15 protein-coding genes are annotated in these 12,120 nt (G+C 47.7%); 6 read left to right on the top strand and 9 right to left on the bottom strand.

What is annotated here, in order from left to right; all coding sequences use genetic code 11:
- Nucleotides 1-5 precede the first annotated feature (5 nt).
- Nucleotides 6-236: a sulfurtransferase TusA family protein gene (locus tag B5D50_RS01840; protein ID WP_078920868.1), complete on the bottom strand. Its 231-nt coding sequence runs from the start codon at nt 234-236 to the stop codon at nt 6-8.
- 127 nt (nt 237-363) lie between these two features.
- Here B5D50_RS01840 and dapF point away from each other — a divergent pair, with 127 nt between their 5' ends.
- Genes dapF through xerC form a run of 3 tightly spaced genes read left to right on the top strand, consistent with a single transcriptional unit; the run spans nt 364 to nt 2,822 of the window.
- Nucleotides 364-1,203 (top strand): diaminopimelate epimerase, encoded by an 840-nt coding sequence (gene dapF, locus B5D50_RS01835; protein ID WP_200807007.1) that lies wholly within the window; start codon nt 364-366, stop codon nt 1,201-1,203.
- Nucleotides 1,200-1,922 carry a DUF484 family protein gene (locus B5D50_RS01830; protein WP_078920867.1) on the top strand — a complete coding sequence of 241 codons (723 nt, stop codon included), beginning with the start codon at nt 1,200-1,202 and terminating at the stop codon, nt 1,920-1,922. Before dapF ends, B5D50_RS01830 begins: the two co-directional genes overlap by 4 nt.
- Before the next feature lie 3 nt (nt 1,923-1,925).
- A complete protein-coding gene (gene xerC, locus B5D50_RS01825) occupies nt 1,926-2,822 on the top strand; it encodes a tyrosine recombinase XerC (RefSeq protein WP_078920866.1) in 897 nt (298 codons plus the stop codon).
- 22 nt (nt 2,823-2,844) lie between these two features.
- Here the strand turns inward: xerC and B5D50_RS01820 are convergent, their stop codons facing one another.
- The 3 genes from B5D50_RS01820 to B5D50_RS01810 are packed head-to-tail and all read right to left on the bottom strand — an operon-like array spanning nt 2,845 to nt 4,752.
- Nucleotides 2,845-3,207 (bottom strand): hypothetical protein, encoded by a 363-nt coding sequence (locus B5D50_RS01820; protein WP_078920865.1) that lies wholly within the window; start codon nt 3,205-3,207, stop codon nt 2,845-2,847.
- 44 nt (nt 3,208-3,251) lie between these two features.
- Nucleotides 3,252-3,971 (bottom strand): ankyrin repeat domain-containing protein, encoded by a 720-nt coding sequence (locus B5D50_RS01815; protein ID WP_159448546.1) that lies wholly within the window; start codon nt 3,969-3,971, stop codon nt 3,252-3,254.
- 7 nt (nt 3,972-3,978) lie between these two features.
- Nucleotides 3,979-4,752: an ATP-binding protein gene (locus B5D50_RS01810; protein ID WP_078920863.1), complete on the bottom strand. Its 774-nt coding sequence runs from the start codon at nt 4,750-4,752 to the stop codon at nt 3,979-3,981.
- Between the two features lie 320 nt (nt 4,753-5,072).
- Here B5D50_RS01810 and cobO point away from each other — a divergent pair, with 320 nt between their 5' ends.
- Complete coding sequence (gene cobO / locus B5D50_RS01805) at nt 5,073-5,678, top strand: cob(I)yrinic acid a,c-diamide adenosyltransferase (RefSeq protein ID WP_078920862.1); 606 nt, start codon at nt 5,073-5,075, stop codon at nt 5,676-5,678.
- On the opposite strand, the gene B5D50_RS01800 is transcribed toward cobO, so the two are convergent.
- Genes B5D50_RS01800 through cobT form a run of 3 tightly spaced genes read right to left on the bottom strand, consistent with a single transcriptional unit; the run spans nt 5,673 to nt 8,049 of the window.
- The gene (locus tag B5D50_RS01800; RefSeq protein ID WP_078920861.1) at nt 5,673-6,410 is read right to left on the bottom strand and encodes an adenosylcobinamide-GDP ribazoletransferase; all 738 of its coding nucleotides are present in this window, start codon (nt 6,408-6,410) and stop codon (nt 5,673-5,675) included. The genes cobO and B5D50_RS01800 overlap by 6 nt on opposite strands.
- Complete coding sequence (locus B5D50_RS01795) at nt 6,404-7,003, bottom strand: histidine phosphatase family protein (RefSeq protein ID WP_078920860.1); 600 nt, start codon at nt 7,001-7,003, stop codon at nt 6,404-6,406. The genes B5D50_RS01800 and B5D50_RS01795 overlap by 7 nt, the downstream gene beginning before the upstream one ends.
- Nucleotides 7,000-8,049, bottom strand: a complete 1,050-nt coding sequence (cobT, locus tag B5D50_RS01790) for a nicotinate-nucleotide--dimethylbenzimidazole phosphoribosyltransferase (RefSeq protein WP_078920859.1) — start codon at nt 8,047-8,049, stop codon at nt 7,000-7,002. Before cobT ends, B5D50_RS01795 begins: the two co-directional genes overlap by 4 nt.
- Before the next feature lie 138 nt (nt 8,050-8,187).
- Here cobT and B5D50_RS01785 point away from each other — a divergent pair, with 138 nt between their 5' ends.
- Entirely contained in the window at nt 8,188-9,630 is a 1,443-nt protein-coding gene (locus tag B5D50_RS01785; RefSeq protein ID WP_078920858.1) for a cobyric acid synthase, read from the top strand.
- A gap of 74 nt (nt 9,631-9,704) precedes the next feature.
- Entirely contained in the window at nt 9,705-10,676 is a 972-nt protein-coding gene (locus tag B5D50_RS01780; protein ID WP_078920857.1) for an aldose epimerase family protein, read from the top strand.
- Here the strand turns inward: B5D50_RS01780 and cobU are convergent.
- Complete coding sequence (cobU, locus tag B5D50_RS01775; RefSeq protein ID WP_327192670.1) at nt 10,673-11,209, bottom strand: bifunctional adenosylcobinamide kinase/adenosylcobinamide-phosphate guanylyltransferase; 537 nt, start codon at nt 11,207-11,209, stop codon at nt 10,673-10,675. The two genes, B5D50_RS01780 and cobU, sit on opposite strands and share 4 nt — an antisense overlap.
- Nucleotides 11,196-12,011 carry a transglycosylase SLT domain-containing protein gene (locus B5D50_RS01770; protein ID WP_078920856.1) on the bottom strand — a complete coding sequence of 272 codons (816 nt, stop codon included), beginning with the start codon at nt 12,009-12,011 and terminating at the stop codon, nt 11,196-11,198. Before B5D50_RS01770 ends, cobU begins: the two co-directional genes overlap by 14 nt.
- Nucleotides 12,012-12,120 lie beyond the last annotated feature (109 nt).

Here is a 12,120-nt window from a genome sequence, read left to right as displayed (position 1 = left end):
AATGCTTAGTTTTTCTTGATATAGAAGGTATATTCGCCATTATTTTCTGTGCTACCGACTAATTCATTGCCGGTTTGCTTGGCATAGGCTTCCATGTCCTTGACAGAACCGGGATCAGTTGCGACTATTTTTAAGACATCGCCCGCTGTCATGCCAGTCATTGCTTTCTTGGTGCGCAGAATGGGCAAAGGGCAATTAAGGCCACGTGCGTCCAGCTCTGTGTTGAAATCGGTCATTTTCCTCTCCTGATTTCGATTAAAATGATGGGTAAAACGCTATATAACGTATTGCTAATATAGCAGCAATATCGCTTTATCGCTATATATTTGTATACTAATATACTCGCTTAAACAAGGGGCACAGATGCTAGCGCAGTCAATCCGTTTTACCAAAATGCATGGCTTAGGCAATGATTTCGCGGTGTTTGATGCCATTAATCAGCCACTCGATTTTAATGAGCAACTAGTCCGGCAATTAGCTGACCGCCATGAAGGGATTGGCTTTGATCAGTTACTGTTGGTTGAGCCTCATGCGGGAGATGATGCGGATTTTCGCTATCGAATTTTTAATGCCGACGGCAGTGAGGTAGAGCATTGTGGTAACGGAGCGCGCTGTTTTGCGCGTTTTGTCTACGAGCAAGGGCTAACCCAAAAGACACGGATTCCAGTTATGACTGAATCTGGACGGATTGTCTTAGAGTTAACAGCCGATGGGCAGGTTACCGTTAATATGGGAATACCGCGCTTAGAGCCTGCTGAAATTCCATTCATTTTCCAAGCGCGCCAAATGCTCTATACTGTGGACCTAGGGCAAGATGCTGTGCAGTTCGCAGCCGTGTCGATGGGTAATCCACATGCTGTGCTACAAGTCGCAGATACGCAAGCCGCACCCGTGGAGTCATTAGGGGCTAGTTTAGAGTCACATCCGCTATTTCCTAAGCGTGTTAATGTCGGTTTTATGCAGGTCATTAACCCTCAGCAGATTCGTTTACGAGTCTTCGAGCGAGGAACGGGGGAAACTCGGGCTTGTGGAACGGGGGCTTGTGCTGCTGTGGTAGCAGGGCGTTTGCAGGGGTTACTTGCAGAGCAAGTTCAAGTGGATTTACCCGGTGGGCGTTTGCAAATTGCATGGCAAGGCGAGGGACAACCTGTTTATATGACAGGGCCTGCAACGACCGTTTATACAGGTACAGTGACAGTATGAGCACAAAATTAGACGCAGACGATATGACTGCCGAGCAGGTAGCTGCTTACCTCCGTGCAAATCATGATTTTTTCCAAGAACATGAAGAACTTCTGGATGGTTTATTTATTCCCCATCGACACACGGGCGAGGCCGTTTCTTTATTAGAACATTTAGTGCAGCGCCAACGTGATCGACAAGCACAGCTGTCACGGCAAATGGAGGATATGCTACGTGCTGCGCGTGAAAGTGAGCGTGTTGTCGTTAGCCTACATCATTTAGCTTTGGAGTTAATGACTTGTGACAGCTTAGATGATGTGGTGGCGACTTGCCGCGATTTAATGTGTTCCGAATTTGATGCCGATAGCGTGGTCTTACGTCTAATTGGTCGGGGGCAATCGGGGGACAGCAGCTTGCATTTCATTGATCCTGAAGACCGTGCGTTAAAACAGATGGCAGGTCTATTCCAAAAGCGCCAACCCGTTTGTGGACGCTTACGACCTAAGCAGCAAATCTTTTTATTTGGCGAAGAGAACACCACTATTAAGTCAGCTGTACTGATTCCCTTATTCGAAGCTCGCAAGATTGGGGTCTTAGCCTTAGGCAGTGAGCATGAAGATCGCTTCCATCCGGCGATGGGGACTTTATTCATTAGCCAGTTGGGTGATTTGGTATCACGGGCTTTATCCTTGCATTTAGAAGCTTGGGTTGACCCCTCGCTGGAATCGAGTCATTCTTAAGGCATGGATTTAGCAGTTTTTGAGCGTTATCAGCATTATCTACAAAGCGAAAAACGATATTCGCCATTAACCCTGTCTGCTTATCAGCAGGATTTGGGTGATTTTATCCAGTGGTTGGAACAGCTCAAGCCAGCACCTGAAGTGACTCAAGTGAAAGCTTTTCATATTCGTGATTGGATCAGTGCTTTGCGACGGCGTGGCTTAGGCAGTCGCAGCTTACGACGTAAACTTTCATCACTGCGCCGCTTTTATCAGTTTCTACTGCGTGAAAACTTAGTCCATGCCAATCCTTGCGTGGATGTCCCTGTGCCTAAAACGCCGCCGCATCTACCTGAAATTCTCAATACGGATCAATTAGATTATTTGCTAGCCGCTGATCCTGAAGGGGCTTTAGAAGTGCGGGATTGCGCCATGATGGAGTTATTTTATTCCTCAGGAGTGCGCTTAGCAGAGTTGGTGAATTTAAATGTGAATAGCTTAGATTTAAGCCAAGGCATGATGCGTGTGTATGGCAAAGGCGGAAAAGAGCGTGATTTGCCGATTGGTCGGCAAGCGGTGGAGGCTTTGCGGGCTTGGTTAAGCTTACGCCGGGATTTATGCGATGCCGATGAACCCGCTTTATTTGTAAGCCAACAACGTCGTCGTATTAGTATGCGCAATGTACAGGCGCGTTTGATTTACTGGCAAGAGAAGCGTGGCTTAGCCCAGCATTTACACCCGCATAAATTGCGCCATTCGTGTGCAAGTCATTTATTAGAGTCATCAAGCGATTTGCGTGCCGTACAGGAATTGCTCGGTCATGTTAATATCGGCACAACGCAGATTTACACGCACTTAGATTTTCAGCGTTTAGCGGCCGTGTATGATCAAGCTCATCCACGGGCGCATAAAAAGCCCTAAATATTGGGGCTATTGAACCAAGTTATTGAACAGGCATTACTTTAGGTGCTTCGTAGAAGACGTACTGAGTTGAATAGTCGCTAATTTCAAAATAGACATAGCTTTCTTCTTTATCGGCCAGCCCATTTAAGTTGGCATCTAAATAGCCATTACCAAAACGGTAAGGGCGGTCAGCACTTGAGTTAGTACCTGTAGCTGTACTCAATTTATCTATTTTGACAAAACGCCTAACCAATTTGTCACCCGCATACACTTCTAGCACACCATTTGTGCCTGTCCAGTTATTAATGGCACGCCCAATTTGGTTTTGCGTCTCTTGGGTACAGCCGACCATTAACAAACTAGCCGCCGATAAGCTAAGCAGCACTTTACTGATATGTCTCATATCCAGACTCTTGGGTTATTGGAAAACACCAGTTTAACAGCACCTTATTGATAGCCCAAAATTCTTGCCATCCTTAAGTCGTTTTTATCCATCGCAATATCAATCGGTGTTTTTTGCCCTACGTCACTGGTCGGGACGCGAGGATTAGCACCGGCTTGTACAAGATAGTTCGCCACATTCGCGTGTCCAAAGCGTACTGCATGATGCAAAGCTGTCCAACCATTGCTCGTCCGTGCATTGATATTGACCCCACGTTGAGCAAGGAAAGCAATAATTTGCGTATGTCCTCGAGCCGCCGCCGCATGAATGGCGGTTTCACCGTAACGTGTGGCAATCCGTGGGTTTGCACCTTGACTGACTAACTCATTAATCATGGCTAGATTCCCAGCTAAAGCAGCCAACCATAAGCGTTCGTCTAAATCACGTTGGCTCATTTGTGGCACCGGACTAGTATCCACCGCAACAGTGGGTGCAGCGTTCACCGCATTCGGTAGTGCTGCACCCGCATTAGCCGTTGAGCCATAGTTATAGCTAGAGCGCATTGCTGCTACGGGCGCACTGGCTGTTGCCACCGCTGGGCGAACGGCCACCGGAGCTGGAGCAGTAGCAATAGGTACAACGGGAGAAGCAGCGACAGCTTTAGTCGTTGTTTCAACAGTCGGTGCATTAGAAGACCAAACATCAGCAGGCTCAGCGTAAGCTGTACCGACTGAAGCGGTAACTAAAAGCGCCGTTACCGATAAGCGCAGATGTGTAGTTTTCATAATTTTCTTACATATATATTTGATAATGGGTGAGAAAATGACGTGCGGTACGTCCACTATAGCCCCCTCGATCTGCTGCAAACCGTAAGGCTTCCTCATGCAAAGCACTACGGTCAATGGTTTTACCTTTAAAAAGTTGATCCACAATGGCTAAATAAGTCTCTTTATCCATAGGAGCAAAAGACAGTGATAAACCAAAATAGTCCGCTAATGACAGGTATTCATGATCTGCATCCGGTGCTTGCTCAGATCGTAGATCACGATTTAAGTTAGCGGCCATGTGGGCAGGTAGCAGAGCGCGGCGATTCGAGGTGGCATAAATCAGCACATTAGTTGGTGGCGTTTCTAGTGCTCCTTCCATTGTGCTTTTTAGTAGACGATACTCAGTTTGTCCCTCTTCAAACGTCAAATCGTCACAGTAAAGAATAAAATGATGATGATGCTCACGCAGATCATCGGTGATGTCAGGTAATAAGTGAAGATCCGCTTTGGGTATTTCAATGATCCTCAAACCGTAACTATGGTAACGAGTCAGTAAGGTCTTGATTAAGGTCGTTTTACCGACTCCACGTGCGCCCCAAAGCAACGCATGACTCGAAGGCTTTCCACGCAAAAAGTTCTCTGTGTTTTTGTATAACAAAGCTTTCTGCTCATCAATGCCTAGCAGGCTATCCGGTGCGATTAGCTCGACCTGAGTGATTGGCTTGAGAAAATGCCGATTTGATCGCCATACGGCGGCAATCGTTGAGCGCCAATCAATGCCTGTTTTACCAAATGCCATACCTTCTCCTTGACAGGATTATTGACCCCATCATTCCAAAGTTTAGTCGTTAATGTAAAAAGTTGCCGTTAAAAGGTTTTAGCGTTTTTGTAGAGCTTAGGGCGATTTAACTACACGCTAAAATTAAGGCAGCTTATGATACAGAACACTCAAGCTTCAGGTTGTGGGGCCTGCGAGCCATTTATATTGAATGAATCTACGCTTAATTTAAGTGCACATTAACAATTTTATGGCTTTTCCGCAAAAGTTTATATTATCCGTAAGCCTATGAACGAACTAAACCGTATAAACGTTGACATTGAGCAAATAGGAGGCAAGACATGGACGAATTAGAGAGAAATCAGCGACATAAAGAACGGATGCAACGTAAAAAAGCAGCGATTGATGCTAGCATCGCCCAAGCGAATCAAGACCAAGGTGTGTTTGTGTTGCTAACAGGCAACGGTAAGGGTAAGTCTAGCTCAGCCTTCGGTATGGTGGCGCGTGCGTTAGGGCATGGAATGAAGGTCGGAGTAGCGCAGTTTATTAAAAGTAGAACCGATACCGGCGAAGAAGCCTTTTTTAGCCAGCAGGCTAACGTGGACTGGCATGTGTTGGGGGATGGTTTCACTTGGGACACCCAAGATCGTGCTCAAGATATTGCGACCTCAGAGCGGGGTTGGTTGATTGCAGAGCAAATGCTAACCGACCCTAGCTATGATTTAGTGGTCTTGGATGAGCTGACTTATCTGATTAATTATAAATATCTGGAGGCTGAGCGCGTGTATGATGCGCTAGTCAACCGCCCACCGATGCAGCATTTAGTGGTGACAGGACGGGCTGCAACGTCTGAGCTACGAAGCTTGGCGGATACGGTTTCAGACATCAGTGATGAAAAGCATGCCTATCGCGCAGGTGTCCAAGCGCAAAAGGGTGTCGATTTATAAACTCAATGCGATCCCGATGAGCCATGCTGCTTCACCGAATTCTACGCAAGCTCCGGCTGTATCTCCGGTACAGCCGCCTAAACGCTGCAGCATTAAACGGCGCAACCGCCAAAATACGATTAAAGCCAAGACTAGGCCTTGCCAAGCCAACCCGCCTGCGATCCCCATGACCAACAGGGCTAAGTAAATAGCGGGTGTTTTTGGCAAATTATTCACAGCAGCACTCGCCAAACCCTGAGTGCGTACATAAGGCGTGCTGATCAAGAGTAACACGACAAAATTACGCCCTAGTACGGGTGCAAATAAAATAAGCCAGATCAGTTGGTGGTTGATCAGTACAGTTAACGCGGCAAATTTCAGTAATAAAGTCGAACTTAGCGCAATTGACCCCGCTGCTCCGACTAGCGGATCTTTGAGAATACGATGTGTCTTTTCCAGATCACCGAAGCCGCCCAACCAAGCATCTGCGCTATCAGCTACGCCATCTAAATGTAAGCCTCCAGTCAGCGCCGCCCACATTACTGTTAAAATGGCTGCCAATACGATAGGCTCGGCTTCGGGCAATAGCCAAAGCGGTAAACATAACAGGCCACCGATGAGCCCACCGACTAAGGGATAAAATAAAACTGAACGCCCAAAGTCGGCACCGCTCAAAGTGGGTAGGGTTGGAGTCGGCACGCGGGTGAGCAGCGATACGGCGAGAAAAAAGGCAGTTGATGTCTGCTTTAGCATCGGAGTTGCTCCAAGCCTAAACCATAAACACTGCTAGTATGATCGGCATACACATGAAAGCGCACCGCTTGCCCATAGCCTAATTCGAAACGGAGCGTTTGAGCATAGTTTATTCCTAAGGTTTGCGCTAAAAGCACCCGAATAACCCCGCCGTGAGTGACCAGCAGAATGCGCTGCCCTGCATAAAGCCGAGTGACATCATTCCAAGCTGCTTGTACTCGGTGGATAAAAGCCAGCATGCTCTCGCCTTGAGGAGCAGTAAAGCTTAATGGATCTGTCCACAGTTGTTGCAGGCCGGTTGGGTCGGTTGCCCAGAGTTCTTGGGTGCTTTTACCGATCCAATCGCCGAAATTCATTTCTTGAATACGCGGTTCAATATGCAAGGGTAGGGTTTGTTCGGTACTGAGTTCTTTTGCAAACTGCAGGCAACGCCAACTCGGTGAGCAGAGAATTTGATCAGGCTTATAAGCATGAGTGGCCTGTCGTAATTGTTGCCAACCCACTGCACTTAAGGGTTCATTCGAGGCGGCACAAAACAAATTCGGCGTCACAACCTTGCCATGCCGCAGAACATCAATAGAGGTGATACTCATCGAAGTTTGCCAGCCACCGCCGCCTCAGCAAAGGTGGCCATTTGATTATGCAGAAGACAGGCTTGGCGCATAATAGGTAAGGCTATTGCTGCTCCACTGCCTTCACCTAAACGCAAATTCAAATCTAATAAGGGTTGTAAACCTAAAGCGGTTATCGCTGATTGATGCCCGCGCTCCGCTGAGGTATGGGATAGAAATAGCCAATCTTGAAGAGCTGGTTGTAGTTTGAGCGCGACCAAAGCCGCCGCAGTTGTGATAAAACCATCGAGCAAAATCGGTAAGCCCAACTGTGCTGCCCGTAGATAAGCCCCTGTGAGCGCGGCAATTTCAAAGCCCCCTGCACAAGTGAGCCAAGCTAAAGCATCCTGACCACAAGCCGCATGCCGTTGCAGAATCTGGGTAATCACCTGTGTTTTATGCGCAATCCCTGCAGCATCTAAGCCTGTTCCTGCTCCAGTCATCGTGCTAGGGGATAGATTTAGCAAAGCACAATACAACACAGTCGCGGCGGTTGTATTGCCAATCCCCATTTCACCCCCGATAAATAGTTCAGCTTGGTGGCTATAGGCGCGTTCAGCCGCCGCATAGCCAGCTTGCAGGGCGAGCTGCACTTGCTCACAGGTCATGGCGGCAGTTTGCAGGCTATTAGCAGTACCAGCCCCCGCCCGTTGGATTACTAAGCCCGCTTGCTCGGATAATGGCTCAAGGATACCAACATCGACAATTTCTAATGAAGCTTGTAGCGATTTTGCCAATACACTAATCGCGGCACCCCCTTGTAAAAAATTGGCAACCATTTGCTGCGTGACCGCTTGCGGAAAGGCAGATACCCCTTCAGCCACTATCCCATGATCACTCGCAAAAATACTGATCTGCACCCGTTCTACGGAAGGCTGCTCGCAAGCTTGCAACCCAGCTAAACGAATCGCGATAGTTTCCAACGTACCCAAGGCTTGTGGTGGCTTGGTGAGCTGAGCTTGGCGCGCCCGCGCTAAAGCAAGAAACTGTTGATTAGGAGTTGCACAAGACGCCACCAGCCAATTCATAGTTTACCCTAGTTAGATTAAGAAATTGGCATGTTGGCAGCTTGATGCACTGAAAGCAATCCAAAGGTTTTAGTCGAAGCTGGATGGGTGAAAACTCTGCTATAGTCGGGCGCTTACTAAGAGGGATGAAGGTGTGTCATGCCAACACTCATGGTTCAAGGTTGTACGTCAGATGCGGGTAAGAGCACCTTAGTCGCGGGTTTGTGTCGTGTCTTTAAGCGGCGAGGTTTAAGTGTTGCACCGTTTAAACCACAAAATATGGCACTCAATAGTGCAGTGACGGCTGATGGTGGGGAAATTGGCCGCGCTCAAGCTTTGCAAGCGCAAGCAGCGGGGATTGCTCCAACGGTGCACATGAATCCAGTCTTGCTCAAGCCGAATACCGATACAGGTGCACAAGTGATTTTGCAAGGGCAAGCCCTCCTTAATTTAGAGGCTTGGGATTATCACCACTATAAGCCTAAGGCTGCAGCAGCTGTATTTGACTCCTATGAACGTTTAAAACAGGCCTATCCCTATATTTTGGTAGAAGGTGCTGGTAGCCCTGCTGAAATTAATCTGCGGGCAGGTGATATTGCTAATATGGGCTTTGCAGAGGCAGCGGATTGCCCGGTGATTTTAATTGCGGATATTGATCGTGGTGGAGTGTTTGCACATTTAGTTGGAACTTTAGCTTTATTAAGCCCGACCGAGCAAGCACGGATCAAAGGCTTCGTGATCAATCGCTTTCGGGGGGATATAGGTTTGCTGAAAAGCGGCTTGGCTTGGTTAGAGAAGCATACCGGTAAGCCTGTACTCGGTGTTTTACCTTATTTGCATGGGCTGCATTTAGATGCTGAAGATGCTTTGCCCGAGCAACAGGGGTCTGATGCTCGTTTTCGGGTGATTGTTCCGGTTTTGCCGCATATTAGTAATCACACTGATTTCGAACCATTGCGCTTACATCCACAGCTTGATTTTCGTTATATCCGTCACAACGAACCTATCCCTGCAGCAGATTTGATTATTTTACCGGGCAGTAAAAATACGGGTTATGATTTAGATTGGCTGAGATCCCAAGGTTGGGAAGCGCGTCTTCAGCAGCATTTGCGCTATGGGGGTAAGCTGATGGGAATTTGTGGTGGCCTGCAAATGCTGGGAACAGGTATTTATGACCCACAGGGGATTGAGGGTACGACCTGCTATCATCAAGGCTTGGGTTTATTAGAGTTAGAGACAGTTTTACATCCTAATAAGCAATTGATCAATCGCCGAGGTGTTCTAGCCTCTGATCCAAGTATTGTCTTACAAGGCTATGAAATCCATTGCGGTCAGAGTGTCGGCCAAGCCCTAGAGCGACCAGCCACTTATTTAGAGGGTGAACCCGAAGGCGCACGGTCAGCAGACGATCAAATCTTTGCCAGCTATTTACATGGCTTATTTGATTCACCCGCTGCAGTCACGGCGCTGTTAACTTGGGCGGGTTTAGAGGCTGCACAAAGCATAGATATTAATGCGATTCGTGAACAGCAACTAGAGCGTTTAGCGGATAGTTTAGAAGCAGAGCTGCAGCTAGAGCAAATTTTAGCGATCATGCACTAACTATTTCATTACTAAAGTGATTAATTGCAGTATTAATCGACATTAATCAGCTAGAGCAAGGTTTGGAGAGGGCAATGCAAAGTTTTGGAGTCAATTCAGAGGGCAAAGCAATCTATCGCTTTGAGTTAAGCGGGGGTGGGTTAACAGCGCATGTTTTAACTTGGGGCGGGGTTTTACAGGATTTGCACTTGGATGGCTTACCTTATTCTCTAGTACTGGGTTTTGCTGACTTAAACCGCTATTTGAATTCTCAAGCGTATATCGGTGGCAATGTCGGACGCTTTGCAAATCGGATTGCTCAGGGGCGGGCTAAGATCGCAGGGCAGATGTATCAATTTGATCGCAATTTTCTAGGTAAGCATTTATTACACGGTGGTAGTAGGGGAACTGATCGGCAGGTGTGGACAGTGATCGCTCATACTCAGTCTAGCCTAAGCTTAGAACTTAGTTTGGCGGATGGGCAGATGGGCTTTCCGGGAGAGTTAACCGTAATTCTCCATTATCGCTTATTGGCAACGGCGACCTTAGAAGTCGAATTCACTGCTACCACCACAGCGCCAACGCTGTGCAATTTCGCTCACCATAGCTATTTCAATTTGGACGGTGCAGGCAGCATCCAAAATCACCAATTACAAATTCATGCCGATTATTATTTGCCCGTGGATGCAGAGGCTATACCGACTGGGGAAATTGCCACGGTGGACAAGACTGCTTTTGATTTTCGCAAGCTCCAGCCGATTCATTGGCAGCAGAGTCAATATGATCATAATTTTTGTACGGCATCAGTCCGGCAGATGTTAAGGCCAGTCGCTTATTTACAAGGGCAAACAGGGGTTAGTATGCGCTTGGTGACCACTGAGCCGGGTTTGCAGTTGTATGATGGGCAGTATTTAGACGGCGGTTATGCCGCTCATGCAGGCTTAGCTTTAGAGCCGCAAGTGTGGCCAGACGCACCCAATCACGCGCATTTCCCCAGTGCTGAGCTAGAACCGGGGCAAGTTTATCGACAGCTGACGCAGTATAGTTTTAGCTATCGACCGGTTTAAAGGGTTTTCAATACCTGTGGCAAGCCTGCAAGCATAAAAATTACTTGCTGCACCTGTGCAGCTAAGTGCTGATGCATGCGCCCAGCCTCATCCACATAACGGCGGGTCAGCTCGCCCATTGGCACGACTCCCAAGCCCGTTTCATTACTGACCAAGAGCAGCTCACCGGGTAGTTGTGGCAATAAAGCATAGAGAGCCCGCAGCTCGCTGTTTAAACGCTGCTCGCTATCCTCAAGGCAGAGTAGATTGGTGAGCCACAGCGTTAAGCAGTCGACTAATAACAGGCGTTCTGGCTGAGCATAAGCCGCCAGCGTAGCGGCTAAAGCCAAAGGTTCTTCTAAGGTCAGCCATTCAACAGGACGGCTAGCTTGGTGATGGGCAATCCGTGCCTGCATTTCTGCATCTTGTGCTTGAGCCGTGGCGATATAGACCACAGACTTTTGGCTTTGCAGCGCCAGTTGTTCAGCATAACGGCTTTTGCCGGAGCGGGCGCCGCCTAAGATTAAAGTTTGCATGGGTTTAGTAAGTGTCATCCAACATCTGCGCAATATGCCAAAGACTCGGTACATATTCGACCGCAGCACGTAGGGAAATGTCAGCAGGATTAGCGCGTTGTTTTTTATATAAGGCTTGATAAAAGTTGGAGTAATTCGCCTTAATACCTTTAGCTTCTAAGTCAGCTAATAGGCGCTTAACATTGCCTGCCCCCCAGTTATAAGCAGTCATCGTCAATAGCCAAGCATCTGTTTCTGAGTGATGAGCGACTTTAGCAAAATAGAAATAATAGCGGCGTAAATGCAATTGTGCCGCTTGAGTGCTGAGCGAGGCTTTGCTGCGGATGGTATTCGCGCTAGATTTTTTAATTCCACTTGGGGCATGATCGAGGGTGCGCAACTCATCGACCACCTCAGGTACCATTTGCCAATAACCATAATCGCCGGAAGGATCGCCGCGTGTGCCTTGCCATTGTGATTCTAAATAGGGAATCAGGAGAATAATCGCCGGCATTTGCTGGAGATCGACCTTTTTAATAAAGGGATAAGAGCGCTCATAAGCTGCTAGATAAGCATTATTCCCTTTCCGATTGCGCCAAGTAATATTATTGGCTACGCGCTGACTGACTTTTTGAAAGGCTTGCTTGCCTTTACCCTGCAAAGAGCGGCTTAAAAAATACTGAAATAAATCCTGCTGATACCCTGCTAGTCGACTCAAACTGGGTTTCGTGGGGGTGGGCAGTGCTTGTTGCCAAGCGGGTTCAGCGGCAGACAGCGTTGAAAAGCCTAAGCTGAAAATAATAATCAGCGAAACCAGCCAATGTTTGGATAATAAAAACATACAAGTATCAATGCTTATGTTCAGTGAGGGGCGCTATTGTGCCTGAGTTTAGCTAAAAAGAAACAAACTCGCTGAGCTTTAAACTCGCTTGTTCAAACAGTGAGTACAG

Origin of the sequence: Thiothrix eikelboomii (genome assembly GCF_900167255.1) — a bacterium.
Classification (GTDB): Bacteria; Pseudomonadota; Gammaproteobacteria; order Thiotrichales; family Thiotrichaceae; genus Thiolinea; species Thiolinea eikelboomii.
The sequence above is the reverse complement of the archived record's forward strand: the minus strand, read 5'-3'. Positions and strand labels throughout refer to the sequence as shown.